Here is a 22,463-nt window from a genome sequence, read left to right as displayed (position 1 = left end):
ATGGTTATGCCCGGCGACAACATCACGGTCGATGTCGAGCTGATCGTGCCGATCGCCATGGAAGAGAAGCTGCGCTTCGCCATCCGTGAAGGCGGCCGTACCGTCGGTGCCGGCATCGTCGTCACCATCAAAGAGTAATTTGGACTTAAACCGATCTGTCGCGGGCGCAGGATTTGCCCGCGCCGCGCCAGAACAAGGAAGTGACGCATGAACGGACAGAATATCCGCATCCGCCTGAAGGCGTTTGATCACCGCGTGCTTGACGCCTCGACGAAAGAAATCGTGTCGACGGCCAAGCGCACCGGAGCAAACGTCCGCGGCCCCATTCCGCTGCCGACGCGGATCGAAAAGTTCACGGTCAACCGGTCGCCTCACGTCGACAAGAAGAGCCGCGAGCAGTTCGAGATGCGCACGCACAAGCGTCTGCTCGACATCGTCGATCCGACCCCGCAGACGGTCGATGCTTTGATGAAGCTCGATCTGGCCGCCGGTGTCGACGTCGAGATCAAGCTCTAAGGGAATGAGAGCGCGGTAAGGGGCGGTGCCCCTGGCCCGGAACTCTAAAGGAATTGAACCGATGCGTTCAGGTGTGATTGCAAAGAAGGTGGGAATGACCCGCATCTATAATGATGCCGGGGAACATGTTCCCGTCACCGTTCTCCAGATGGAGAACTGCCAGGTCGTGGCTCAGCGCACGCAGGAGAAGAACGGCTATACCGCCGTCCAGCTCGGCGTTGGCCTTGCCAAGGTGAAGAACACGTCGAAGGCGATGCGCGGCCATTTCGCGACCGCTTCCGTCGAGCCGAAGGCGAAGGTCGCCGAGTTCCGCGTCTCCGCCGACAACATGATCGATGTCGGCGCCGAGATCACCGTCGAGCACTTCGTCGCCGGCCAGAAGGTCGATGTGACGGGCACGACGATCGGCAAGGGTTTCCAGGGCGTCATCAAGCGCCATCACATGGGTGGTGGCCGCGCGACGCACGGTAACTCGGTTTCGCACCGTACGCACGGTTCGACCGGCCAGCGTCAGGACCCGGGCAAAGTGTTCAAGGGCAAGCATATGGCTGGCCACATGGGCGACACCCGCGTCACCACACAGAATGTCGAGATCGTTTCGACCGACGCCGACCGCGGCCTGATCCTGATCCGCGGTGCGGTTCCCGGATCGAAGGGCGCCTGGATCCTGGTCCGCGATGCGGCCAAGGTGGCACTGCCGGCCAACGCGCCGAAGCCTGCCGCGATCCGCGCCGTTGCCGCCGAGAGTGGCGCCAAGAACGAGGCTCCGGCCGCAGAGGGAGCAGAATAATGGATCTCAAGATCACAACGCTTGGCGGCAAGGACGCCGGCAAGGTGAAACTCTCCGAGGAGATTTTCGGCCTTGATCCGCGCGAGGACATCCTGCAGCGCGTCGTGCGCTGGCAGCTGGCCAAACGGCAGCAGGGCACGCACAAGGCCAAGGGCCGCGCCGAAATCGCGCGCACCGGCGCCAAGATGTACAAGCAGAAGGGTACGGGCCGCGCCCGTCACCATTCGGCACGCGCTCCGCAGTTCCGCGGCGGCGGCAAGGCCCACGGCCCGGTCGTTCGCAGCCACGAGCACGATCTGCCGAAGAAGGTGCGCGCTCTGGGCTTGCGGCATGCTCTCTCGGCCAAGGCCAAGAGCGCGTCGATCATCATCATCGACGAGCTGAAGCTGACCGAGGCCAAGACGAAGGCGCTGATCGCGAATTTCGCGACACTGGGCCTGACCAACGCCTTGGTGATCGGCGGTGCCGAGCTTGACCAGAACTTCAAGCTGGCGGCGACCAACATCCCGAACATCGACGTGCTGCCCATCCAGGGCATCAACGTCTACGACATTCTGCGCCGCGGCACGCTGGTCCTTTCGAAGGCCGCCGTCGAGGCTCTCGAGGAGCGCTTTAAATGACCGACCTCCGTCATTACGACGTGATCGTCTCGCCGGCGATCACGGAAAAGTCGACCATGGCTTCCGAGAACAACCAGGTTGTTTTCAACGTCGCCAAGAAGGCGTCGAAGCCGGAAATCAAGGCCGCTGTCGAAGCGCTGTTTGGCGTCAAGGTTACGGCCGTGAACACGCTTGTCCGCAAGGGCAAGATCAAGCGCTTCCGCGGCACGATCGGCCGCCAGAGCGACGTCAAGAAGGCGATTGTGACACTGGCCGACGGCCAGTCGATCGACGTCGCGACGGGTCTCTGAGCTAGGCCGCGAGGACAACAAACATGGCACTTAAAAAATTCAACCCGGTAACGCCGAGCACCCGCCAGCTGGTCATCGTCGACCGCTCGGGCCTCTACAAGGGCAAGCCCGTCAAGGGCCTGACCGAAGGCCTGACCAAGTCGGGCGGCCGCAACAATCACGGCCGCATCACGGCCCGCTTCATCGGCGGCGGTCACAAGCGTTCGTACCGCATCATCGACTTCAAGCGCCGCAAGTTCGACGTCGTCGGCACGGTCGAGCGCATTGAATACGATCCGAACCGCACCGCCTTCATCGCGCTGATCAGGTATGACGATGGCGAGCTGTCCTACATCATCGCTCCGCAGCGCCTTGCCGCCGGCGACAAGATCGTGGCCGGTGAATCGGTCGACGTGAAGCCAGGCAATGCGATGCCGCTGGCCTCGATGCCGGTCGGCACGATCGTCCATAACATCGAGCTGAAGCCGGGCAAGGGCGCTCAGGTTGCCCGCTCGGCAGGTGGCTACGGACAGCTGGTCGGTCGCGACCAGGGCATGGCGATCCTGCGCCTCAACTCGGGCGAGCAGCGGGTCGTTCACGGCTCCTGCATGGCCACCGTCGGCGCCGTGTCGAACCCCGACCACGGCAACATCAACGACGGCAAGGCCGGCCGCACGGTCTGGCGCGGCAAGCGCCCGCACAATCGCGGCGTGACCATGAACCCGGTCGACCATCCGCATGGCGGTGGTGAAGGCCGCACCTCCGGTGGCCGTCATCCGGTCAGCCCGTGGGGCAAGCCGACCAAGGGCAAGAAGACGCGGTCCAACAAGGCGACCGANGGCGACCGACAAGTTCATCCTGCGCTCGCGCCATCAGCGCAAGAGCTAAGAAGAGGTAACGCCAAGTGACTCGTTCTATTTGGAAAGGCCCCTTCATCGACGGCTACCTTCTCAAGAAGGTGGACAAGGTTCGTGAAGGTGGTCGCAATGAGGTGATCAAGATGTGGAGCCGTCGCTCCACCATCCTGCCGCAGTTCGTCGGCTTCACCTTCGGTGTCTACAACGGCCAGAAGCATGTTCCCGTCTCGGTGAACGAGGACATGGTCGGTCACAAGTTCGGTGAATTCGCTCCGACCCGGACCTATTACGGTCACGGCGCGGATAAGAAGGCGAAGAGGAAATAATCATGGGCAAGGCCAAAGCTCCGCGCAGGCTTGCTGACAACGAAGCGCGCGCCGTTCTGCGCACGATCCGTATCAGCCCGCAGAAGCTGAACCTGGTTGCCGCGCTGATCCGCGGCAAGAAGGTCGCGACAGCGCTTTCCGATCTCGAATTCTCGGCCAAGCGGATTTCCGGCACGGTCAAGAAGACGCTGGAATCGGCGATCGCCAACGCGGAAAACAACCACGACCTCGACGTCGATGCGCTGATCGTGGCGGAAGCCTATGTCGGCAAGTCGATCGTCATGAAGCGGTTCCATGCTCGTGGCCGCGGTCGCGCCAGCCGTATAGAAAAGCCGTTCTCGCACCTCACGATCGTCGTTCGTGAAGTCGAAGAAAAAGGGGAGGCCGCATAATGGGTCAGAAAGTCAATCCGATCGGTCTGCGCCTCGGCATCAACCGTACCTGGGATTCGCGCTGGTTCGCGAACACCGGCGAGTACGGCAAACTGCTGCATGAGGATATCAAGATCCGCAAATATCTTGAAAAGGAACTCAAGCAGGCTGCGATTTCGAAGGTCGTGATCGAGCGCCCGCACAAGAAGTGCCGCGTCACCATCCATGCGGCGCGCCCGGGCCTGATCATCGGCAAGAAGGGCGCCGACATCGAAAAGCTTCGCAAGAAGCTGATGGAGATGACGAAGTCCGAGACGCACTTGAACATCGTTGAAGTGCGCAAGCCGGAAATCGACGCGACCCTGGTCGCCCAGTCGATCGCCCAGCAGCTCGAGCGTCGTATCGCGTTCCGCCGCGCCATGAAGCGCGCCGTTCAGTCGGCCATGCGCCTGGGCGCCGAAGGCATCCGCATCAACTGCGCCGGCCGTCTCGGCGGCGCCGAGATTGCGCGCATGGAATGGTACCGCGAGGGCCGCGTGCCGCTGCATACGCTGCGCGCCGATGTCGACTATGGCACGGCCGAAGCGCACACGGCTTACGGCATCTGCGGCGTCAAGGTCTGGGTGTTCAAGGGCGAAATCCTCGAGCACGATCCGATGGCTTCGGAGCGTCGCGCGACCGAGGGTGATGCTGCGCATGGCGGTGGTGGTGATCGCGAACGCGGTCGTCGTCGCGAAAACGCCTGATTATTTAGGAATTTGGAGTTAGAACGATGCTGCAGCCAAAGCGCACAAAGTTCCGCAAGCAGTTCAAGGGCCGTATCCATGGTACCGCAAAGGGCGGCACCAACCTGGATTTCGGTGGTTTCGGGCTGAAGGCGCTTGAGCCGAACCGCGTCACCGCGCGTGAGATCGAGGCGGCCCGCCGCGCGATCACTCGTGAGATGAAGCGTGCCGGCCGCGTGTGGATCCGTATTTTCCCTGATGTGCCGGTGACGTCGAAGCCGACCGAAGTGCGCATGGGCAAGGGCAAGGGCGCTGTCGATTACTGGGCGGCGCGCGTCAAGCCGGGCCGCATCATGTTCGAGATCGACGGCGTCAACGAAGAAACCGCCCGTGAGGCGCTGCGTCTCGGCGCGGCCAAGCTCTCGGTCAGGACGCGCTTCGTACAGCGCATCGCAGAATAAGGACGGGCTGATCATGAAAGCCGAAGACATCCGGACGAAGACCCAGGACCAGCTGACCGACGATCTGGCCAGCCTGAAGAAGGAGCAGTTCAACCTGCGCTTCCAGAAGGCCACCGGCCAGCTCGAGAAGACCGCGCGCGTGCGGCAGGTTCGCAAGGACATTGCGCGTATCAAGACCATCGCTGCGGAAAAGTCCGCGGCCAAGAAGGCTTAAGGACGAAAATCATGCCAAAGCGCATTCTGCAGGGCACTGTCGTCAGCGACAAGAACGAGAAGACGGTAGTCGTCAAGGTCGAACGGCGCTTCACGCATCCCGTGATGAAGAAGACCGTGCGCATGACCAAGAAGTACAAGGCGCACGACGAGAACAACGCCCACAAGGTCGGCGATCAGGTGTTCATCCAGGAATCGAAGCCGATTTCCAAGGACAAGCGCTGGATCGTCGTGTCTTCGGACCAGGCGTAACAAACCGAATTTTGGACAGACCGGGGAGGGGCTTTGAGCCCGTCCCGTTAGAAGAGAAGAAGGCGGCCAGTCATGATTCAGATGCAAACAAACCTCGACGTCGCGGATAATTCCGGCGCCCGTCGTGTCATGTGCATCAAGGTGCTGGGCGGCTCGAAGCGGAAATACGCTTCCGTAGGCGACATCATCGTGGTGTCGATCAAGGAAGCCATTCCGCGCGGCCGCGTTAAGAAGGGCGATGTGATGAAGGCGGTCGTGGTTCGCACGGCCAAGGACATCCGCCGCCCGGACGGCAGCGTGATCCGTTTCGACAAGAACGCGGCCGTTCTCGTCGACAACAAGAAAGAGCCGATCGGCACGCGTATCTTCGGACCGGTTCCGCGCGAACTCCGCGCCAAGAACCACATGAAGATCATCTCGCTCGCGCCTGAAGTGCTGTAAGGAGCCGGACCAATGCAAAAGATTAGAAAAGGCGACAAGGTCGTCGTGCTGGCCGGCAAGGACAAGGGCCGTTCGGGCGAAGTCCTCTCGGTTCAGCCGAAGGAAGACACCGCGCTGGTGCGCGGCGTCAACATGATCCGTCGTCACCAGAAGCAGTCCCAGTCCCAAGAGGGCGGGATCATCACCAAGGAAGCGCCGATCCAGCTGTCGAACATCGCGCTGGCCGACCCCAAGGATGGTAAGCCGACCCGCGTCGGCTTCATCTTCCAGAAGGACGGCAAGAAGGTGCGCGTCGCCAAGCGCTCGGGAGAAGTCATCAATGGCTAAGGCTCAAACCACGAAGCCCAAGGCTGAAAGCAAACAGTCCAAGGCCCAGAACACGCCGCGCCTCAAGCAGGTCTACAACGAGACCATCCGCAAGGCGCTGCAGGAGCAGTTCGGCTACGAGAACGAGATGCAGGTTCCGCGCATCGACAAGATCGTGCTGAACATGGGCGTCGGCGAAGCGACCGCGGATTCGAAGAAGCCTTCGATCGCGGCTGAAGACCTGGCGATGATCGCCGGCCAGAAGGCCGTCGTCACCCGCGCCCGTAATTCGATCGCCGGCTTCAAGGTCCGCGAGAAGATGCCGATCGGCGCCAAGGTCACGCTGCGCAAGGAACGCATGTACGAGTTCCTCGACCGTCTCGTGAACATCGCACTGCCGCGCGTCCGCGACTTTCGCGGACTGAATCCGAAGAGCTTCGATGGCCGTGGCAACTACGCCATGGGCATCAAGGAACACATCGTGTTCCCGGAGATCAACTACGACAAGGTTGATCAGATCTGGGGCATGGACGTCATCGTTTGTACGACTGCGAAGACGGACGACGAAGCCAGGGCATTGCTCAAGGCCTTCAACTTCCCCTTCCGCCAGTAACGGCAGCGAGAAAAGGAAAAATCTGAAATGGCAAAGACCAGCTCAGTCGAGAAGAACAACAGGCGCCGCAAGCTTGCCGACCAGTACGGTCCCAAGCGCGCAGCGCTCAAGGCGATCATCATGGACCAGTCCAAGCCGATGGAAGAGCGTTTCCGCGCTCAGCTGAAGCTTGCTGCCCTGCCGCGCAACTCGGCCAAGATCCGCATCCGCAACCGCTGCGAAGTTACCGGCCGTCCGCGCGCCTATTATCGCAAGCTCAAAGTATCGCGCATCGCGCTTCGTGATCTCGGCAATAACGGCCAGATCCCGGGCCTGGTCAAGTCGAGCTGGTAAGGAGGACATAACATGTCATTGAGCGATCCTCTCGGCGATATGCTGACCCGCATCCGCAACGCGTATGGCCGCAAAAAGTCGAGCGTTTCGACGCCGGCCTCGCGCCTGCGTACCCGCGTCCTCGACGTGCTGAAGGCTGAAGGCTATATCCGCGACTACAGCCAGACCGACTTCGACAACGGCAAGTCCGAAATCGAAATCGAGCTGAAGTATTTCGACGGTGCTCCGGTCGTGCGCGAAATCGCCCGCGTCTCGAAGCCTGGCCGCCGCGTTTACGTTTCGGCCAAGTCGATCCCGCACGTCGCCAACGGCCTCGGCATCGCCATCCTTTCGACGCCGAAGGGCGTGATGGCCGATCACGAAGCACGCGAACAGAATGTCGGCGGCGAAATCCTCTGCCAGATTTTCTAATTCGGCAGACCTGAAACAAGAGAAGTGACGAGGACAACCAAATGTCTCGTATTGGAAAGAAACCCGTTTCGCTGCCGCAGGGCGTGACCGCGACCGTCAATGGCCAGACCGTGACGGCGAAGGGCCCCAAGGGCGAGCTGAAGTTCGTGGTGAACGACGAAGTGCTGGTCAAGATGGAAGGCAGCGAAATCGCTGTCCAGCCGCGCGACCAGACCAAGACCGCCCGCTCCAAGTGGGGCATGTCGCGCACGCAGATCGTCAACATCCTGCAGGGCGTCAAGGACGGTTTCGAGAAGAAGCTCGAGATCACCGGCGTCGGCTATCGCGCGGCACTCCAGGGCAAGAACCTGCAGCTGGCGCTTGGCTTCAGCCACGACGTCGTTTACGAGACGCCGGCCGGCATCACGATCACTGTGCCGAAGCCGACGGAAATCACCGTGACCGGCATCGACAAGCAGCAGGTCGGCCAGGTTGCAGCCGAGATCCGCGAGTATCGCGGTCCCGAGCCCTACAAGGGCAAGGGTGTCCGCTATGCCGGCGAGAAGATCGTCCGCAAGGAAGGCAAGAAGAAGTAGTAGGCCTGGCCCCGAAAAGTTGCAGACTTTCGGAAAAGGCCAAGCCAAAGAAGTGCAACGCCGCGGGGAGCGGTCGCGGGAGGCGCTTTCGCCTACCGCAGATGGCGGCCCCCGTTTTTTGAAGGCAAGGAAGACTATCATGGCTACCAAGGAATCCATCCAGCGCCGCGCGCAGCGCGTCCGCCGCCAGATCAAGAAGGTCGCCGGCGAACGTCCGCGTCTCTCGGTTCACCGCACGTCGAAGAACATCTACGTGCAGGTCATCGACGACGCCAAGGGCCATACCATCGCGGCTGCATCGACACTCGAGAAGGACCTCAAGGGTTCGCTCAAGACCGGCGCCGACACCGAGGCAGCAGCTGCTGTTGGCAAGCTGATCGCCGAGCGTGCTTCGAAGGCCGGCGTCAAGGAAGTCGTCTTCGACCGCGGCGCCTATATCTATCACGGCCGCGTCAAGGCGCTGGCCGAGGCTGCCCGTGAAGGCGGTCTGAGCTTCTAATTGCCTGATCCCGAACCGAAGGTCAGCGCAGCAAAAGTTGCAGACTTTTCGGACAAGATCATGCAAGGAAAAATAATTCGCCCCCGGTGACCCAAAGAGGCGCACCGGATCTTATCAGCAACCGTGCTTCCGGAAAAAAACAAGGAACAGGATATGGCACAGGAACGTAGGGATGGCGGCCGCGGCCGCGATCGTGAAGAACGCGATGACGGCATGGTGGACAAGCTCGTCCACATCAACCGTGTCGCCAAGGTCGTCAAGGGCGGCCGTCGCTTCGGTTTTGCAGCACTCGTCGTCGTCGGCGACCAGAAGGGCCGCGTCGGCTTCGGTCACGGCAAGGCGCGCGAAGTGCCGGAAGCGATCCGCAAGGCAACCGAGTCGGCCAAGCGCGACATGATTTTCGTGCCGCTGCGCTCGGGCCGCACGCTGCACCACGACGTCGAAGGACGCTGGGGCGCCGGACGCGTGCTGCTGCGCGCTGCCAAGCAGGGTACCGGCATCATCGCCGGCGGCCCGATGCGCGCTGTCTTCGAGACGCTCGGCATGCATGATGTGGTCGCCAAGTCGATGGGTTCGTCGAACCCCTACAACATGGTTCGGGCCACATTCGACGCGCTGAAGAGCCAGATGCATCCCAAGGATGTGGCTGCTGCGCGCGGCATCAAGTATTCGACCCTTCAGGCCCGCCGCGGCACCGCCGTTGCGGCTGAAGAATAGTCGATCTGACCAGGGATTTTGACCATGGCCAAGAAAGCAACCAAGACCATCACCGTTGAGCAGATCGGTTCGCCGATCCGCCGCCCGAAGGAACAGCGCGCAACGCTGGTCGGCCTCGGCCTCAACAAGATGCACAAGCAGCGCACGCTGGAGGACACTCCCTCGGTGCGCGGCATGATCGCTGCCGTCCAGCATCTCGTCCGCGTCGTGGACGAGGGCTGAGCAAAAGCGCAGGAGAACCCAGATGAAACTCAACGATCTGCGTGACAAGGACGGCGCGACGCACTCCAAGAAGCGTCTCGGCCGTGGCATCGGCTCCGGCTCCGGCAAGACCGGCGGTCGCGGCGTCAAGGGCCAGAAGGCGCGCTCCGGCGTTGCCATCAACGGCTTCGAGGGCGGCCAGATGCCGCTCTATCGGCGCCTGCCGAAGCGTGGCTTCAACAACATCTTCGCCAAGAGCTTTGTCGTCGTGTCGCTGGCTCGTATCCAGACGGCGCTCGATGCCAAGAAGCTCGACGCCAAGGCGACCGTGACGGCCGAGGCACTCGTTGCCGCCGGCGTCATCCGCCGCGTCAAGGACGGCGTGCGCATCCTCTCGGACGGCGAGCTCAAGGCAAAGCTTGCCTTCGACGTCGCCGGCGCCTCCAAGGCCGCGATCGAGAAGATCGAAAAGGCCGGCGGTTCGGTCAAGCTGCCGGAAGCGGCAGCGGAGTAACGGCAATTTGAAGCGCGGCCGGCAGGAACGCTATCCGTTTTTGTTCACGATTGCGCTTTGATCCAATCAATTAGGCGGCCGCGTCAACGCGGCCGCTTGCATGTTTAGAGCCCGGAGCTTATCTCGTGAGCTTCGGTGCCACGCGCCGCCTGAGCTGCGGGCATCGAGCGTGACATACAAATCAAAGAAGTAGCGCATGACGTTGTCCGAAAACCGCTTCACACTTTTCGGCATCATGCTCTAGCGGAGAATCAGGCATGGCTTCGGCTGCTGAACAACTAGCCTCGAATCTGAACTTTGCGGCTTTCGCCAAGGCGGAGGACCTGAAGAAGCGAATCTGGTTCACCGTCGGCGCGCTGCTCGTCTATCGCCTCGGCACCTATATCCCGCTGCCCGGCATCAATCCGGATGCATTCGCGCAGGCCTTCTCTTCGCAGGCCAAGGGCGTGCTCGGCATGTTCAATATGTTCGCCGGCGGCGCCGTGCAGCGCATGGCGATCTTCGCGCTCGGCATCATGCCTTACATCTCAGCCTCCATCATCATGCAGCTGATGACCTCGGTCATTCCGTCGCTGGAAGCGCTGAAAAAGGAAGGCGAGCAGGGCCGCAAGGTCATCAACCAGTACACGCGCTACGGCACGGTGCTCTTGGCGCTGGTGCAGGCCTACGGCATTTCAGTGGGCCTGGAAGGCGGCAACGGCATCGTCAACGATCCCGGCATGTTCTTCCGCATCTCGACCGTCGTCACGCTGGTTGGCGGCACCATGTTCCTGATGTGGCTGGGCGAGCAGATTACCGCCCGCGGCATCGGCAACGGCATTTCGCTGATCATCTTTTCCGGCATCGTCGCCGGCCTGCCGCGCGCCATCTCCGGCACGCTGGAGCTCGGCCGCACCGGCGCCCTATCGACCGGGCTGATACTCGCGATCATCGTGCTGGCCATCATCGTCATCGCGCTGATCGTGTTCTTCGAGCGCGCGCAGCGCCGCCTGCTGATCCAGTATCCGAAGCGCCAGGTCGGCAACCGCATGTTCCAGGGCGATACCTCGCATCTGCCGCTGAAGCTCAACACGTCGGGCGTCATTCCGCCGATCTTCGCGTCGTCGCTGCTTTTGCTGCCGGCAACGGTCGCCGGCTTCTCGCAGACGACAAACCTGCCGGCCTGGGCAAGCACCGTGCTCGCTTCGCTCGGCCACGGCCAGCCGCTCTACATGCTGTTCTATGCGGCAATGATCGTGTTCTTCGCCTTCTTCTACACGGCCATCGTGTTCAATCCGAAGGACACCGCCGACCAGCTCAAGAAGCATTCCGGCTTCATTCCGGGCTACCGTCCGGGTGAGCGCACTGCCGATTACATCGACTATGTCCTGACGCGCATCACCGTCGTCGGCGCCATCTATCTGGTGCTGGTGTGCCTGCTGCCCGAGTTCCTGATTTCGGCGACTGGCGTACCATTCTACCTCGGTGGCACATCGCTTCTGATCGTGGTCAGTGTAACCCTCGATACGGTGGCGCAGATCCAGGGTCACCTGATCGCGCACCAGTATGAGGGCCTGATCAAGAAGTCGAAGCTGCGCGGGGGGAAGAAGGCCAGATGAGATTGATATTGCTTGGGCCGCCAGGAGCGGGCAAGGGGACGCAAGCACAAAGACTGGTAGAAAAATACGGCATACCGCAGCTGTCGACGGGCGACATGCTACGGGCCGCCGTACAGGCCGGCACTGAAGTCGGCAAGCGCGCCAAGGCGGTGATGGATGCCGGCGAGCTGGTTTCCGACGCCATTGTCAACGCGATCGTGGCCGAGCGCATCGACCAGCCCGATTGCACCAACGGTTTCATCCTCGACGGATATCCGCGCACGCTGGTGCAGGCTGATGCGGTTGAATCGATGCTCGCCGAGCGCGGCATTGGCCTCGATGCCGTGATCGAGTTCGTCGTCGACGACAAAGCGTTGGTCGGCCGCATCGTCAAGCGCGCCGACGACGCCAAGGCCGCCGGACAGCCGGTGCGCAAGGACGACAATCCGGTGGTATTCGAAGAGCGCCTGCGGGAATATTACAAGAAGACGGCGCCGCTGATCGGCTATTATTACGCCAAACGCTCGCTTAGGAGTGTCGACGGCATGGCTCCTGTCGACACCGTGACGGCGGAGATTGAAGCGCTGCTCGCGGCGGTGACGCGGGAGACCGTTACGGTAAAGTAAAGATTGCGCTTGACTGGAACGGTTCGCTGGGTTATGGCGGCCCGTCTTCCTATCAGGCATGAGGCTTGCTTGTCCGCAAGGGCAAGGCAGCCGCATTGAAACTAGGGAACTCCCGCAAGGGCCGGCCTCCACCGGACGCGGGGTAATTTGAACAGCGCCGCGCATGCCTTGTTTTGAAGGCCGGCCGGTCCCACATGGAGAAGAGAAGAATATGGCTCGTATAGCCGGCGTCAACATTCCGACCAACAAGCGCGTCGTCATTGCGCTTCAGTACATTCACGGCATTGGCAAGAAGTTCGCCCAGGAGATCGTCGACAAGGTCGGCATCCCGGCCGAGCGCCGCGTCAACCAACTGACCGACGCGGAAGTGCTGCAGATCCGCGAGACCATCGACCGCGACTACCAGGTCGAAGGCGACCTGCGCCGCGAAGTGTCGATGAACATCAAGCGTCTCATGGACCTCGGCTGCTACCGCGGCCTGCGTCACCGCCGTTCGCTGCCGGTTCGCGGTCAGCGCACGCACACCAATGCACGCACCCGCAAGGGCCCGGCCAAGTCGATCGCCGGCAAGAAGAAGTAAGTGAGCGATAGCGAGTAGCCATTAGCGAGTAGCGGTCCCCTATTCGCTAGTCCCTGCTCACTACTCGCTTTCAAAGGTGGAGCCGCTGGCATTACGGCGGTGTAGAGATCAACTGAAAGGACTATCATGGCCAAGGAAGCCGCTCGTGTTCGCCGTCGCGAACGCAAGAACATCTCGTCGGGCGTTGCCCACGTCAATTCGACCTTCAACAACACGATGATCACCATCACCGACGCGCAGGGCAATTCCATTGCCTGGTCGTCGGCCGGTGCCCAGGGCTTCAAGGGTTCGCGCAAGTCGACCCCGTTCGCCGCCCAGATGGCTGCCGAAGACGTCGCCAAGAAGGCCCAGGAACACGGCATGCGCATGCTCGAAGTCGAGGTCTGCGGACCCGGCTCCGGTCGTGAATCGGCGCTTCGCGCCCTGCAGGCGGCCGGCTTCACCATCACCTCGATCCGTGATGTGACGCCGATCCCGCACAATGGCTGCCGCCCGCGCAAGAAGCGCCGCGTCTAAGACATTACCGAACGCCGCGTGAGCGCCTCAAGGCGCTCCTCCACGGCACTCCAGGTCGCCCGCCACGATTGGATGGTGGCGGGTCAACGGAAGGAAAGCATCATGATCCAGAAAAATTGGCAGGAACTGATCAAGCCGAACAAGATCGAGTTCTCGTCGAAGAAGAAGACGCTGACCACGCTGGTCGCCGAGCCGCTCGAGCGCGGCTTCGGCCTGACGCTCGGCAACGCGCTGCGCCGCGTGCTTTTGTCTTCGCTGCGCGGTGCGGCTGTCACCGCCGTGCAGATCGACGGCGTTCTGCATGAATTCTCGTCGATTGCCGGCGTGCGTGAGGACGTGACCGACATCGTCCTCAACATCAAGGAAATCGCCATCCGCATGGAAGGCGATGGTCCCAAGCGCATGGTCGTTCGCAAGCAGGGCCCGGGTGCGGTTCTGGCTGGCGACATCCAGACGGTTGGCGACGTCGAAATCCTCAACCCGGACCACGTCATCTGCACGCTGGACGAGGGCGCTGAAATCCGCATGGAATTCACCGTCGACACCGGCAAGGGTTACGTGCCGGCCGACCGCAACCGCGCCGAAGACGCGCCGATCGGCCTGATCCCGGTCGACAGCCTGTATTCGCCGGTCAAGAAGGTCTCCTACAAGGTCGAGAACACCCGCGAGGGCCAGGTTCTCGACTATGACAAGCTGACCATGACCATCGAGACCGACGGTTCGATCTCGGGCGAGGACGCGGTGGCATTCGCCGCCCGCATCCTGCAGGACCAGCTTGGCCTGTTCGTCAACTTCGACGAGCCGCAGAAGGAAGTCGCCGCCGAAGCTGTCACCGAGCTCGCCTTCAACCCGGCGCTGCTCAAGAAGGTCGACGAACTCGAGCTTTCGGTGCGTTCGGCCAACTGCCTGAAGAACGACAACATCGTCTACATCGGCGATCTCATCCAGAAGACCGAAGCCGAGATGCTGCGCACCCCGAACTTCGGCCGCAAGTCGCTGAACGAGATCAAGGAAGTGCTCGCGGCGATGGGCCTGCACCTCGGCATGGAAGTGCCGGACTGGCCGCCGGAAAACATCGAAGACCTCGCCAAGCGTTACGAAGACCAATATTGAGCATGAATTTCCAAGGATCGGCGGCGTGGGCCGCTCGATCCGACGGTCATGCGGAAAACCATCAGAGGCCACGGCCTCTTGAACAACTGAAGAAGGAAAAGAGCCATGCGCCACGGTTTTAAAGGCCGCCGCTTCGCCCGAAGCATTAGCCATCGCAAGTCGATGTTCGCCAACCTCGCCGTGTCGCTGCTCGAGCACGAACAGATCGTCACCACCCTGCCGAAGGCGAAGGATTTGCGTCCGATCGTCGAGAAGCTGGTGACGCTCGGCAAGCGCGGCGACCTGCATGCGCGCCGCCAGGTCATTGCCCAGATCGGTAATGAAGGCGTCGTCAAGCGTCTGTTCGACACCATCGCGCCGCGCTACGCCACCCGCAATGGCGGCTATCTGCGCATCATGAAGGCCGGCTTCCGCCACGGCGACAATGCCGCCATGGCAGTCATCGAGTTCGTCGACCGCGACACCTCGGCCAAGGGCGCCGGCGACCGCGCCCGCATCGAGGCCGAAGGCACCGACGAGGAAGCCGCTGCCGCATAAGGCTCGGTTTTTCAGGAATGACTTCAAGGGGCCTTCGGGCCCCTTTTTTGCATTGTCGCGAGGGCATGCTTCGCCAGGCTTTTTTGCCTGCCGGCCAAGTGCTTTTGCACGACAATCGCCGCATTTCAGTGCATTAGCCTTTCATTCTGCACAATCGTCGGGACAATGCCCCCGAACTTGCCTTGGAGGATTCGCGAATGCGCGCCAACCGACTGTCTCTTGTTCTGCTCTTCGCCATGATGGCGTTCGCAGCCGCGCCGACAGTCAGGCAGGCTCTGGCCGAGGACGCCGCCAAGCCAGCCGACCCGGGGCTCTCCGATGTGCTGACCGACCTCCTGCATGGCGTCGAAGGCGAGAACGGCACCTCCGGTCCCGACAAGCGCGTGCCGTTCGGCCGCGAAGAGGTGCAGCTGTCGTTTGCCCCCCTGGTCAAGCAGACGGCGCCGGCCGTGGTCAATGTCTATGCTTCGCAGACGGCCAAGGTCACGTCGCCCTTTGACGGCGATCCTTTCTTCGAGGAATTCTTCGGCCGCGCGCAGCCGCGCGCACAATCCTCGCTCGGCTCGGGCGTGCTGGTCGACCCGAGCGGCGTCGTCGTCACCAATTTCCACGTGATCAAGGATGCCGACGAGGTCAAGGTCGCGACCGCCGACGGGCGCGAATTCACCTCGAAGGTCATGCTCAAGGACGAGACGCTTGACCTCGCCGTGCTCAAGATCACCTCCGACAAGCCGTTCCCGGTGATTGCCATCGGCGATTCCGACGCGCTCGAGGTCGGCGACCTGGTGCTGGCAATCGGCAATCCGTTCGGCGTCGGCCAGACCACCACCAGCGGCATCGTGTCGGCGCTTGCCCGCAGCCATATCGGCGTTTCGGATTCGGGCTACTTCATCCAGACCGACGCCGCCATCAATCCCGGCAATTCCGGCGGCGCGCTGATCAACATGGGCGGCCAGCTGGTCGGCATCAACACCGCCATCTACAGCCGCAGCGGCGGCTCGATCGGCATCGGCTTTGCCATCCCCGCCAACATGGTGCGCGCCTTCGCCGACGCGGCCAAGGCCGGGCTCGATTTCTTCGAGCGGCCCTATATAGGCGCCGAGTTCGAAGCGGTCACACCGCAGATCGCCGAATCGCTTGGCATGGAGAAGCCGACCGGCGCGCTGGTGTCGTCGGTTGAGGAAGCCGGACCGGCGGCCAAGGCAGGGCTGAAGCCCGGCGATGTCGTGCTGCAGCTCAATGGCACGACGGTCGAAGGCATCGAGGCGCTGGATTACCGCATGGCGACCCTGTCGATCGGCACCAAGGCGACCTTCGCCATCCTGAGCAAGGGCCAGCAGGCGACGATGGAGATTGCACTGGAGCGCGCGCCGGAAGGCGCCAAGGCGTCGGAAGTGACCCTGCATGGCCGCAGCCCGTTCTCCGGCGCCAAGGTCGCGGAACTGTCGCCCAGGCTCGCCCAGCGGCTCGGCCTGCGCACCGACCTAAAGGGGGTCACAGTGGTCGACATCAACCGCGATTCGCCGGCCGCCGATTTCGGCTTCCAGCCGGGCGACATCGTGCGCGAGGTGAACGGCACGACGGTCGATACGGCGGCGACACTGGCGCAGCTTGCCCAGCAGGATACACGCTGGTGGCGCTTTACCGTCGAGCGCGGCGGGCAGATACTGCGCCAGGTGTTGCGTTACTGAGGCGATCTTCCCATTTCTGAGGATCGTGCTCCAACCAGAAGACCTAGATGGCCGATCTGTTCAGCGTCGATGAACCGGAAAGAGCGCCGCCCGGCCGGCCTTTGGCCGATCGGCTGCGCCCGAAAAACCTTGGCGAGGTCGTCGGCCAGGAGCATTTGACCGGGCCGGACGGCGCGCTGACGCGGCTGATCAACTCGGGTTCGCTCGGCTCGATGATTTTCTGGGGACCGCCGGGAACCGGCAAAACAACCGTTGCACGGCTGTTGGCCGGTGAGACCAGTCTTGCGTTCGAGCAGATATCGGCGGTGTTTTCCGGCGTCGCGGACCTGAAGAAAGTGTTCGAAGCAGCGAAGCTGCGCCGCACGAATGGCCGCCAGACGCTGCTGTTCGTCGACGAGATCCATCGCTTCAACCGCGCTCAGCAGGATTCGTTTCTCCCGGTCATGGAGGACGGCACCGTCGTGCTGGTTGGCGCCACGACCGAAAATCCGTCCTTCGAGCTGAACGCCGCGCTTTTGTCGCGCGCGCGGGTACTGGTGTTTCACTCGCTGGGCGAGGAGAGCATCGCCAAGCTGATGACGCGCGCGGAGGAGACAGAGGGCAGGGCGCTGCCGCTCGACGAAGAGGCGCGGGCGATGCTCATCCGCATGAGCGATGGTGACGGCCGGGCCTCGCTGACGCTGGCCGAGGAAGTCTGGCGCGCCGCCAAACCCGGCGAGGTTTTTGATCCCGAAGGGTTGCAGCGCATCGTCCAGCGCCGCGCGCCGATTTACGACAAGGGCCAGGACGGCCACTACAATCTGATCTCGGCGCTGCACAAATCGGTGCGCGGCTCCGATCCCGACGCGGCGCTCTACTATCTCGCCCGCATGTTCGACGCCGGCGAGGATCCGCTCTATCTCGGCCGCCGGCTGGTGCGCATGGCGATGGAGGATATCGGGCTCGCCGACCCGCAGGCGCTGGTCGTGGCCAACGCCGCCAAGGACGCATACGACTATCTCGGCTCGCCCGAAGGCGAACTGGCCTTCGCCGAGGCCACCGTCTATCTCGCCACCGCGCCCAAATCCAACGCCGTCTATACCGCCTTCAAGGCAGCCACGCGGGCGGCGAAGGAGTTCGGTTCGCTGCTGCCGCCCAAGCACATCCTCAACGCGCCGACCAAGCTGATGAAAGAGGAGGATTACGGCGCCGGCTACCGCTACGATCACGACCAGCCCGATGCCTTTTCCGGCCAGGACTATTTCCCCGAAAAGATGGGCCGGCAGACCTTTTACGATCCGCCCGAACGCGGCTTCGAGCGCGATATCAAGAAACGGCTGGACTATTGGGCAAAGCTGCGCAGCGAGCGGGAAAAATAGGCGCGCGGGACAAACGGGACGAACTCGGCCTGCCCGCGATGAACTGAAATTCTGTCCCCGCCAGTCACAGCAGTGTGATTGTACCGCATGACAAAAAGCCCTATCACGTCGCATGACTCGGCCGGGAGGCTGCCAGGACGGGCGATAATTCGGAACGGGGACAGCGCGCCGCGCGAACAGAAAATGACAAAATCCCTTCGCAAAATGCTTCGCCAGGCTGTGATTGCTGTCCCGCTGCTCGCGCTCGGATTCTATTTCATTCCGATCCTGACCACGATCTGGATCGTCTGCGGCCTGATCGATGTGCTGCGCAACGCCAACAAGGATCTGTCGCTGTTGCGCGGCTATTTCCTCGGCAATGGCATCTTCACCTGGCTGCTGTCGCCCTTCAATCTGGTGGTGGACCTCGTTTGCTACAGGAACCCGGGCGTGTGGAAGCTGGAGCAGTTTCCCGCCGATTATCAGCGCGAGGTCAGCGAGGTTCTTGACGTCTTCAAGGCGCGCAAGGACGAGATCATCGCCGATATCGACGCCAATTTCGGCACCGGTCGTCGCGGCATGTATGTCTATCAGTGGTACGGCAAGCACCGGATCGACAATGTCGCGGAATTCAACAAGGATTTCAAATACATCAAGACCATTGCCGTGTCTGTCTTCAGAGGCAAGGAATCGACTTCCTGGCATTTTGGACCGCTGCGGCTCAGCCTGCGCATCCTCTACAATCTCTTGCCGGTGAAGGCAGAGGTTTTCGTCGAATGCAACGGCGCCAGGAATTACTGGCACGACAACCCGCTCTATATTTTCGACGACACGCTGCTGCACCGCTCGGTCAACGAGTATGATGGGCGCCGCTACTGCGTGTTCATGGACATCATCCGCCCGTCGCCGTTCCCCGGTTTCATCGCCGGACTTCTGGCCATCGTTTCGGTCACCGTCGAGCGCATCAATTCCATGTTCTACAAGAACTGGAAGATGATCGGCTCGAGCAAGGCAAAGAAGGTCGAGACGACCTGAGGCGTTGGCCTGAAGGGATTGACCGCACTGCCTTGGCCGGGCAGTAAACGGGCATGTTCAATCTGCTTCTTGTTGTGGTCGGCGGCGGCATCGGCGCCGGCATCCGCCACCTGACCAACATCGGCACCTTGCGCCTCGTCGGCCCCAACTATCCCTGGGGGACGATGGCGATCAACATCGTCGGCTCATTTGCCATGGGATTGTTCATCGCCGCGCTGATGCGGCGCGGCGGTTCCAATGAGCTCCGGCTGTTCGTCGCCACCGGCATCCTTGGCGGCTTCACCACCTTCTCCGCCTTTTCGCTCGATTTCGCGACCCTATGGGAGCGCGGAGCGACGCTGCCGGCGTTGGGATATGCGCTGGCCAGCGTCGTTGGCGCCATTATCGCCCTGTTTCTGGGACTTTGGCTCGCAAGAACCGTTTCATAGTGTTATTGCCCCGCCTGGAGCACGGCGCATCCTCCTGGACGCGCTGCAGAAACTTTGATCTTGCGCATTCCTTTCCGAAAGCCGGAGTAGATTTTCGGGGTCACGCGTTAGAAACGGATAAAGCGAAAATCATGGCAGGCGTAGAACAGATCACGGTGGAGGCCGGCGAGGCGGGCATGCGGCTCGATCGCTGGTTCAAGACCCATTTCCCCGGCCTCGGCTTTGGCCATCTGCAGAAGTTGCTGCGCTCGGGCCAGATCCGCGTCGATGGCAGCCGGGTCAAGGCCGACAGCCGTGTCGAGCCCGGCCAGGTGGTGCGTGTGCCGCCGCTCGAGGTCGACAAGAAGGGCGAGAGTGCGCTTACGGGTTACTCGATCCGCAACCAGGGCGACGCCGATGTGCTGGCCAAGATGCTGATCCACGAAGATCCAAAAGTCTTCGTCTTCAACAAGCCGGCGGGCCTGGCGGTGCAAGGCGGCTCGGGCGTCACCCGCAATGTCGACGACATGCTGGAGGCCTGGCGCAGCCAGAAGGGCGAGAAGCCGCGCCTGGTGCACCGGCTCGACCGCGACACGTCGGGCGTGCTGGTGGTTGCCCGCACCAGGCTTGCGGCGATGAAGCTTTCCGAGTCATTCCGGGCGCGCGAGACCAAGAAGACCTATTGGGCGCTGGTCAAGGGCGTCCCGCCCAAGCGTGAGGACAAGATCTCGACCTGGCTGATCAAGGAGCCGACCGAGGACGGCGACCGCGTGCGCGTGGCAGCCCATGGCGAAAAGGGCGCCGACCACGCCGTGTCCTACTATCGCATCATCGAGCAGGCGGCTCAGACGATGACTTGGCTGGAAATGGAGCCGTACACTGGCCGCACCCACCAGCTGCGCGTTCATGCCGCCTATATCGGCTGCCCGATCCTCGGCGACCCCAAATATTTCGAGGCCGACACCAACTGGGACTTTCCGGGCGGCATTCAGAACCGCCTGCATCTGCATGCGCGCCGCATCGTCATACCGCACCCGGACAAGGGCATCATCGACGTCACCGCGCCGATGCCGCCGCATATGCGCCAGAGCTGGAACCTGATCGGCTTCGACGACGCCAGCGCGGAGGACTGACATTGGCCGTTGCCTCGGCATTGGATCGCCGCGATGCGGTCGATCTGGCGGCTGCTTCCATCATGGTCGGGCTGACCTTTTCCTGGGGGCTGAACTACGTCGCCGCCAAGATCTCCTATGCCGGCTTCGATCCGGTTTTCGTCTCGATCGCACGTTCGATCATTGGCGGGCTCTGTGTGCTCGGCTGGTGCTGGCTGCGCGGCATCAGGTTGTTTAAGGCCGACGGGTCGCTTGTCGCCGGCATCATTGTCGGCGTGCTGTTCGGCGTCGAGTTCCTGTGCCTCTATATCGGGCTGGAATACACGACCGTTGCTCGCAACACACTGCTGGTCAACACCATGCCGTTCTGGGTCCTGATCGGCGGCCATTTCCTGCTCGGTGAGCGTATCAACGCGCGCAAGCTTGGCGGGCTCGTTCTCGCCTTCTGCGGCCTGGTGGCGGTGTTTTCCGACGGGATTGCCGGCGGCACCGAGATGACCTTGATGGGTGATCTGCTCAGCCTCGGCTCCGGCATCCTGTGGGCGGCGACCAGCATCGTCATCAAGCGTTCGAAACTGGTCGAGACCAGTGCCGAGAAATTGCTGCTTTATCAGCTGGCCGGTGCGGCCATTGTCGGTGTCCTGGTGATGCCTTTCGCCGGCCCGCCGATCCGCGCGGTCAGTGCCTTGCCGACATTGGCGCTGCTGTTCCAGTCGCTCTATATAGTTGCCTTCACCTATGTGCTGTGGTTCTGGCTGCTCAGGCGCTATCCGGCATCGGGCCTGTCGAGCTTCGCTTTTCTGTCGCCGGTGTTCGGCGTCCTCTGCGGCGCTATCATTCTGGGCGAGGCGCCGACGACCAGGATCTTTGTGGCGCTTGGGCTGATCGCTGTCGGCCTGATCATCGTCAACCGGCCGGCGCGCAAGCAGGTACCTGGATAGAAAGTTCGACCATGCGTGACATCCTCAACGACCTCGAAGCGGGAAAGCATCTGTCCGATCCGGATCCGGTGCGCCGCGCGCAGATCCAGATGAAGACGCACCTGCCGAAGCGCTTCTACAAGGACGTGTCGGTCGCAGCTGTGGAAGACGGTTTTGCCGTCCATCTCGACGGCAAGCCGGTGCGCACGCCGGGCAAGGCGCTGCTGGCGCTGCCGACCGAGAAGGCCGCCGCCCTGGTCGCCAATGAGTTCGCTGCACAGGGCGAGACCATCGACCCGGTCACGATGCCGGTGTTGCGTCTGGTCAACACCGCCATCGACGGCGTCGCCAGCGACCCGCAGGCGGTGCTGGAGGACGTCTTGCGCTTTGCCTCGTCCGATCTGACCTGCTACCGCGCCGACGCGCCGCAGGGGCTGGTCGAGCGGCAGAACCAGCATTGGGATCCGGTGATCGACTGGGCGAGGGTGACATTAGGGGCTCGGTTCAACCTCGCCGAGGGCATTATCCATGTCGAACAGCCGCGCGAGAGCATCGCAGTGCTCGGCGCCCATCTTGCCCAGCGTGCCGAGCCGCTGCGGCTGGCCGCAATCCATGTCATGACTTCGCTGACCGGGTCGGCGCTGCTGGCGCTGGCGGTCGATTACGGCGCGCTCGATGGCGACGCGGCTTGGGCCGCCGGCCATGTCGACGAGGACTGGCAGATCGAGCATTGGGGCCAGGATGCCGAGGCTGTCGCACGCCGCTCGGCCCGCAAGCGCGACATGATGGCGGCCGTCGGCCTGCTCGATGCGCTGAAGACCTGATCCTCGGCCTTTTGCCGCACTGCACCTAATACCAAAGTCATAAACCCAAGGTCTGTCTGCCTCCGGCGGTCGCTTTCTGTCATTTTTTACGCTGATGGCTGGTTTGAGTCGCGTTCAGAGGGAACGCCGACGATGACGCCCAGCGTCGAAGGCAGACGATTCACGGGAGGACAGTTCA

Annotated in this window: 33 protein-coding genes and 2 pseudogenes; all 35 read left to right on the top strand. The window is 62.3% G+C overall.

The window, feature by feature from the left end; genetic code table 11:
* Window positions 1-138, top strand: a pseudogene (gene tuf, locus X756_RS1000000167830) (elongation factor Tu); the annotation flags it as partial.
* Between the two features lie 69 nt (window positions 139-207).
* On the top strand, window positions 208-516 hold the full coding sequence (gene rpsJ / locus X756_RS145955) for a 30S ribosomal protein S10 (RefSeq protein WP_010909272.1): 309 nt from the start codon (window positions 208-210) through the stop codon (window positions 514-516).
* Between the two features lie 61 nt (window positions 517-577).
* Window positions 578-1,306: a 50S ribosomal protein L3 gene (gene rplC, locus X756_RS145960; RefSeq protein ID WP_023682606.1), complete on the top strand. Its 729-nt coding sequence runs from the start codon at window positions 578-580 to the stop codon at window positions 1,304-1,306.
* Window positions 1,306-1,926: a 50S ribosomal protein L4 gene (gene rplD, locus X756_RS145965; RefSeq protein ID WP_023672750.1), complete on the top strand. Its 621-nt coding sequence runs from the start codon at window positions 1,306-1,308 to the stop codon at window positions 1,924-1,926. The genes rplC and rplD overlap by 1 nt, the downstream gene beginning before the upstream one ends.
* Entirely contained in the window at window positions 1,923-2,216 is a 294-nt protein-coding gene (locus X756_RS145970; protein WP_023672751.1) for a 50S ribosomal protein L23, read from the top strand. The genes rplD and X756_RS145970 overlap by 4 nt, the downstream gene beginning before the upstream one ends.
* A 23-nt stretch (window positions 2,217-2,239) precedes the next feature.
* Window positions 2,240-3,083 (top strand): annotated as a pseudogene (gene rplB, locus X756_RS01000000165790) (50S ribosomal protein L2).
* Window positions 3,084-3,099: 16 nt separating this feature from the next.
* The gene (gene rpsS / locus X756_RS145975) at window positions 3,100-3,378 is read left to right on the top strand and encodes a 30S ribosomal protein S19 (protein WP_006205463.1); all 279 of its coding nucleotides are present in this window, start codon (window positions 3,100-3,102) and stop codon (window positions 3,376-3,378) included.
* A 2-nt stretch (window positions 3,379-3,380) separates the two neighbouring features.
* The gene (gene rplV, locus X756_RS145980; protein ID WP_006205462.1) at window positions 3,381-3,770 is read left to right on the top strand and encodes a 50S ribosomal protein L22; all 390 of its coding nucleotides are present in this window, start codon (window positions 3,381-3,383) and stop codon (window positions 3,768-3,770) included.
* Entirely contained in the window at window positions 3,770-4,495 is a 726-nt protein-coding gene (rpsC, locus tag X756_RS145985; RefSeq protein ID WP_023672753.1) for a 30S ribosomal protein S3, read from the top strand. The genes rplV and rpsC overlap by 1 nt, the downstream gene beginning before the upstream one ends.
* Window positions 4,496-4,521: 26 nt before the next feature.
* Window positions 4,522-4,935: a 50S ribosomal protein L16 gene (rplP, locus tag X756_RS145990; RefSeq protein ID WP_006205460.1), complete on the top strand. Its 414-nt coding sequence runs from the start codon at window positions 4,522-4,524 to the stop codon at window positions 4,933-4,935.
* A gap of 13 nt (window positions 4,936-4,948) precedes the next feature.
* Entirely contained in the window at window positions 4,949-5,149 is a 201-nt protein-coding gene (rpmC, locus tag X756_RS145995; RefSeq protein WP_006205459.1) for a 50S ribosomal protein L29, read from the top strand.
* A gap of 11 nt (window positions 5,150-5,160) precedes the next feature.
* On the top strand, window positions 5,161-5,400 hold the full coding sequence (rpsQ, locus tag X756_RS146000) for a 30S ribosomal protein S17 (protein WP_010909280.1): 240 nt from the start codon (window positions 5,161-5,163) through the stop codon (window positions 5,398-5,400).
* A 72-nt stretch (window positions 5,401-5,472) separates the two neighbouring features.
* The gene (gene rplN, locus X756_RS146005; protein ID WP_006205457.1) at window positions 5,473-5,841 is read left to right on the top strand and encodes a 50S ribosomal protein L14; all 369 of its coding nucleotides are present in this window, start codon (window positions 5,473-5,475) and stop codon (window positions 5,839-5,841) included.
* Window positions 5,842-5,853: 12 nt separating this feature from the next.
* Window positions 5,854-6,168, top strand: a complete 315-nt coding sequence (gene rplX / locus X756_RS146010) for a 50S ribosomal protein L24 (RefSeq protein ID WP_013531428.1) — start codon at window positions 5,854-5,856, stop codon at window positions 6,166-6,168.
* Complete coding sequence (gene rplE, locus X756_RS146015; protein ID WP_023672755.1) at window positions 6,161-6,760, top strand: 50S ribosomal protein L5; 600 nt, start codon at window positions 6,161-6,163, stop codon at window positions 6,758-6,760. Before rplX ends, rplE begins: the two co-directional genes overlap by 8 nt.
* A 27-nt stretch (window positions 6,761-6,787) precedes the next feature.
* Window positions 6,788-7,093: a 30S ribosomal protein S14 gene (gene rpsN / locus X756_RS146020; protein WP_010909282.1), complete on the top strand. Its 306-nt coding sequence runs from the start codon at window positions 6,788-6,790 to the stop codon at window positions 7,091-7,093.
* A gap of 12 nt (window positions 7,094-7,105) precedes the next feature.
* On the top strand, window positions 7,106-7,504 hold the full coding sequence (gene rpsH, locus X756_RS146025; RefSeq protein WP_006205453.1) for a 30S ribosomal protein S8: 399 nt from the start codon (window positions 7,106-7,108) through the stop codon (window positions 7,502-7,504).
* Between the two features lie 41 nt (window positions 7,505-7,545).
* Window positions 7,546-8,079 (top strand): 50S ribosomal protein L6, encoded by a 534-nt coding sequence (gene rplF, locus X756_RS146030; protein WP_023682603.1) that lies wholly within the window; start codon window positions 7,546-7,548, stop codon window positions 8,077-8,079.
* Between the two features lie 139 nt (window positions 8,080-8,218).
* Window positions 8,219-8,578, top strand: a complete 360-nt coding sequence (rplR, locus tag X756_RS146035) for a 50S ribosomal protein L18 (protein WP_023682602.1) — start codon at window positions 8,219-8,221, stop codon at window positions 8,576-8,578.
* Between the two features lie 153 nt (window positions 8,579-8,731).
* Window positions 8,732-9,295 carry a 30S ribosomal protein S5 gene (gene rpsE / locus X756_RS146040; RefSeq protein ID WP_006333394.1) on the top strand — a complete coding sequence of 188 codons (564 nt, stop codon included), beginning with the start codon at window positions 8,732-8,734 and terminating at the stop codon, window positions 9,293-9,295.
* Between the two features lie 24 nt (window positions 9,296-9,319).
* Entirely contained in the window at window positions 9,320-9,517 is a 198-nt protein-coding gene (rpmD, locus tag X756_RS146045; protein WP_006205449.1) for a 50S ribosomal protein L30, read from the top strand.
* 22 nt (window positions 9,518-9,539) lie between these two features.
* Complete coding sequence (gene rplO / locus X756_RS146050; RefSeq protein WP_023672760.1) at window positions 9,540-10,010, top strand: 50S ribosomal protein L15; 471 nt, start codon at window positions 9,540-9,542, stop codon at window positions 10,008-10,010.
* A gap of 257 nt (window positions 10,011-10,267) precedes the next feature.
* Window positions 10,268-11,608 carry a preprotein translocase subunit SecY gene (secY, locus tag X756_RS146055; protein ID WP_023672761.1) on the top strand — a complete coding sequence of 447 codons (1,341 nt, stop codon included), beginning with the start codon at window positions 10,268-10,270 and terminating at the stop codon, window positions 11,606-11,608.
* Window positions 11,605-12,213: an adenylate kinase gene (locus tag X756_RS146060; RefSeq protein WP_023701778.1), complete on the top strand. Its 609-nt coding sequence runs from the start codon at window positions 11,605-11,607 to the stop codon at window positions 12,211-12,213. Before secY ends, X756_RS146060 begins: the two co-directional genes overlap by 4 nt.
* 211 nt (window positions 12,214-12,424) lie before the next feature.
* Window positions 12,425-12,793, top strand: coding sequence for a 30S ribosomal protein S13 (gene rpsM, locus X756_RS146065; protein WP_006205445.1), 369 nt, complete (start codon window positions 12,425-12,427; stop codon window positions 12,791-12,793).
* 126 nt (window positions 12,794-12,919) lie between these two features.
* On the top strand, window positions 12,920-13,309 hold the full coding sequence (rpsK, locus tag X756_RS146070; protein WP_006205444.1) for a 30S ribosomal protein S11: 390 nt from the start codon (window positions 12,920-12,922) through the stop codon (window positions 13,307-13,309).
* A gap of 102 nt (window positions 13,310-13,411) precedes the next feature.
* On the top strand, window positions 13,412-14,422 hold the full coding sequence (locus X756_RS146075) for a DNA-directed RNA polymerase subunit alpha (protein WP_023730669.1): 1,011 nt from the start codon (window positions 13,412-13,414) through the stop codon (window positions 14,420-14,422).
* 105 nt (window positions 14,423-14,527) lie between these two features.
* A complete protein-coding gene (gene rplQ / locus X756_RS146080; protein ID WP_023682598.1) occupies window positions 14,528-14,959 on the top strand; it encodes a 50S ribosomal protein L17 in 432 nt (143 codons plus the stop codon).
* Window positions 14,960-15,156: 197 nt separating this feature from the next.
* On the top strand, window positions 15,157-16,650 hold the full coding sequence (locus X756_RS146085) for a DegQ family serine endoprotease (RefSeq protein WP_023688416.1): 1,494 nt from the start codon (window positions 15,157-15,159) through the stop codon (window positions 16,648-16,650).
* Window positions 16,651-16,697: 47 nt separating this feature from the next.
* Window positions 16,698-18,008, top strand: coding sequence for a replication-associated recombination protein A (locus X756_RS146090; RefSeq protein WP_023730668.1), 1,311 nt, complete (start codon window positions 16,698-16,700; stop codon window positions 18,006-18,008).
* Between the two features lie 183 nt (window positions 18,009-18,191).
* Window positions 18,192-19,022 carry an aspartyl/asparaginyl beta-hydroxylase domain-containing protein gene (locus tag X756_RS146095; protein ID WP_023730667.1) on the top strand — a complete coding sequence of 277 codons (831 nt, stop codon included), beginning with the start codon at window positions 18,192-18,194 and terminating at the stop codon, window positions 19,020-19,022.
* 53 nt (window positions 19,023-19,075) lie between these two features.
* Entirely contained in the window at window positions 19,076-19,450 is a 375-nt protein-coding gene (gene crcB / locus X756_RS146100) for a fluoride efflux transporter CrcB (RefSeq protein WP_023672768.1), read from the top strand.
* A gap of 131 nt (window positions 19,451-19,581) precedes the next feature.
* On the top strand, window positions 19,582-20,562 hold the full coding sequence (locus X756_RS146105; protein WP_023698805.1) for an RluA family pseudouridine synthase: 981 nt from the start codon (window positions 19,582-19,584) through the stop codon (window positions 20,560-20,562).
* 2 nt (window positions 20,563-20,564) lie between these two features.
* Window positions 20,565-21,482 (top strand): DMT family transporter, encoded by a 918-nt coding sequence (locus X756_RS146110; RefSeq protein ID WP_023730666.1) that lies wholly within the window; start codon window positions 20,565-20,567, stop codon window positions 21,480-21,482.
* 11 nt (window positions 21,483-21,493) lie between these two features.
* The gene (locus tag X756_RS146115; protein ID WP_023691254.1) at window positions 21,494-22,285 is read left to right on the top strand and encodes an ATP12 family chaperone protein; all 792 of its coding nucleotides are present in this window, start codon (window positions 21,494-21,496) and stop codon (window positions 22,283-22,285) included.
* The last annotated feature ends 178 nt before the right edge of the window (window positions 22,286-22,463 follow it).

Source organism: Mesorhizobium sp. LNJC405B00 (genome assembly GCF_000502615.1).
Taxonomy (GTDB): domain Bacteria; phylum Pseudomonadota; class Alphaproteobacteria; order Rhizobiales; family Rhizobiaceae; genus Mesorhizobium.
Note: the sequence above shows the minus strand (reverse complement) of the source record. Positions and strands in the feature narration are given on the sequence as shown.

What these genes read in the sequence shown, in the direction of transcription:
- rpsK (WP_006205444.1), top strand. Translation starts at nt 12,920, where the DNA reads ATGGCCAAGGAAGCCGCTCGTGTTCGCCGTCGCGAACGCAAGAACATC.
- X756_RS146085 (WP_023688416.1), top strand. Translation starts at nt 15,157, where the DNA reads ATGCGCGCCAACCGACTGTCTCTTGTTCTGCTCTTCGCCATGATGGCG.
- rplR (WP_023682602.1), top strand. Translation starts at nt 8,219, where the DNA reads ATGGCTACCAAGGAATCCATCCAGCGCCGCGCGCAGCGCGTCCGCCGC.
- rplQ (WP_023682598.1), top strand. Translation starts at nt 14,528, where the DNA reads ATGCGCCACGGTTTTAAAGGCCGCCGCTTCGCCCGAAGCATTAGCCAT.
- rpsN (WP_010909282.1), top strand. Translation starts at nt 6,788, where the DNA reads ATGGCAAAGACCAGCTCAGTCGAGAAGAACAACAGGCGCCGCAAGCTT.
- rpsE (WP_006333394.1), top strand. Translation starts at nt 8,732, where the DNA reads ATGGCACAGGAACGTAGGGATGGCGGCCGCGGCCGCGATCGTGAAGAA.
- rplV (WP_006205462.1), top strand. Translation starts at nt 3,381, where the DNA reads ATGGGCAAGGCCAAAGCTCCGCGCAGGCTTGCTGACAACGAAGCGCGC.
- rpmC (WP_006205459.1), top strand. Translation starts at nt 4,949, where the DNA reads ATGAAAGCCGAAGACATCCGGACGAAGACCCAGGACCAGCTGACCGAC.
- rplP (WP_006205460.1), top strand. Translation starts at nt 4,522, where the DNA reads ATGCTGCAGCCAAAGCGCACAAAGTTCCGCAAGCAGTTCAAGGGCCGT.
- secY (WP_023672761.1), top strand. Translation starts at nt 10,268, where the DNA reads ATGGCTTCGGCTGCTGAACAACTAGCCTCGAATCTGAACTTTGCGGCT.
- rpsH (WP_006205453.1), top strand. Translation starts at nt 7,106, where the DNA reads ATGTCATTGAGCGATCCTCTCGGCGATATGCTGACCCGCATCCGCAAC.
- rplC (WP_023682606.1), top strand. Translation starts at nt 578, where the DNA reads ATGCGTTCAGGTGTGATTGCAAAGAAGGTGGGAATGACCCGCATCTAT.
- rpsQ (WP_010909280.1), top strand. Translation starts at nt 5,161, where the DNA reads ATGCCAAAGCGCATTCTGCAGGGCACTGTCGTCAGCGACAAGAACGAG.
- rpsC (WP_023672753.1), top strand. Translation starts at nt 3,770, where the DNA reads ATGGGTCAGAAAGTCAATCCGATCGGTCTGCGCCTCGGCATCAACCGT.
- rplF (WP_023682603.1), top strand. Translation starts at nt 7,546, where the DNA reads ATGTCTCGTATTGGAAAGAAACCCGTTTCGCTGCCGCAGGGCGTGACC.
- rpsM (WP_006205445.1), top strand. Translation starts at nt 12,425, where the DNA reads ATGGCTCGTATAGCCGGCGTCAACATTCCGACCAACAAGCGCGTCGTC.
- X756_RS146115 (WP_023691254.1), top strand. Translation starts at nt 21,494, where the DNA reads ATGCGTGACATCCTCAACGACCTCGAAGCGGGAAAGCATCTGTCCGAT.
- rpsJ (WP_010909272.1), top strand. Translation starts at nt 208, where the DNA reads ATGAACGGACAGAATATCCGCATCCGCCTGAAGGCGTTTGATCACCGC.
- rplN (WP_006205457.1), top strand. Translation starts at nt 5,473, where the DNA reads ATGATTCAGATGCAAACAAACCTCGACGTCGCGGATAATTCCGGCGCC.
- X756_RS146060 (WP_023701778.1), top strand. Translation starts at nt 11,605, where the DNA reads ATGAGATTGATATTGCTTGGGCCGCCAGGAGCGGGCAAGGGGACGCAA.
- rplO (WP_023672760.1), top strand. Translation starts at nt 9,540, where the DNA reads ATGAAACTCAACGATCTGCGTGACAAGGACGGCGCGACGCACTCCAAG.
- crcB (WP_023672768.1), top strand. Translation starts at nt 19,076, where the DNA reads ATGTTCAATCTGCTTCTTGTTGTGGTCGGCGGCGGCATCGGCGCCGGC.
- rplE (WP_023672755.1), top strand. Translation starts at nt 6,161, where the DNA reads ATGGCTAAGGCTCAAACCACGAAGCCCAAGGCTGAAAGCAAACAGTCC.
- X756_RS146090 (WP_023730668.1), top strand. Translation starts at nt 16,698, where the DNA reads ATGGCCGATCTGTTCAGCGTCGATGAACCGGAAAGAGCGCCGCCCGGC.
- X756_RS146075 (WP_023730669.1), top strand. Translation starts at nt 13,412, where the DNA reads ATGATCCAGAAAAATTGGCAGGAACTGATCAAGCCGAACAAGATCGAG.
- rpmD (WP_006205449.1), top strand. Translation starts at nt 9,320, where the DNA reads ATGGCCAAGAAAGCAACCAAGACCATCACCGTTGAGCAGATCGGTTCG.
- X756_RS145970 (WP_023672751.1), top strand. Translation starts at nt 1,923, where the DNA reads ATGACCGACCTCCGTCATTACGACGTGATCGTCTCGCCGGCGATCACG.
- X756_RS146105 (WP_023698805.1), top strand. Translation starts at nt 19,582, where the DNA reads ATGGCAGGCGTAGAACAGATCACGGTGGAGGCCGGCGAGGCGGGCATG.
- rplD (WP_023672750.1), top strand. Translation starts at nt 1,306, where the DNA reads ATGGATCTCAAGATCACAACGCTTGGCGGCAAGGACGCCGGCAAGGTG.
- X756_RS146095 (WP_023730667.1), top strand. Translation starts at nt 18,192, where the DNA reads ATGACAAAATCCCTTCGCAAAATGCTTCGCCAGGCTGTGATTGCTGTC.
- rplX (WP_013531428.1), top strand. Translation starts at nt 5,854, where the DNA reads ATGCAAAAGATTAGAAAAGGCGACAAGGTCGTCGTGCTGGCCGGCAAG.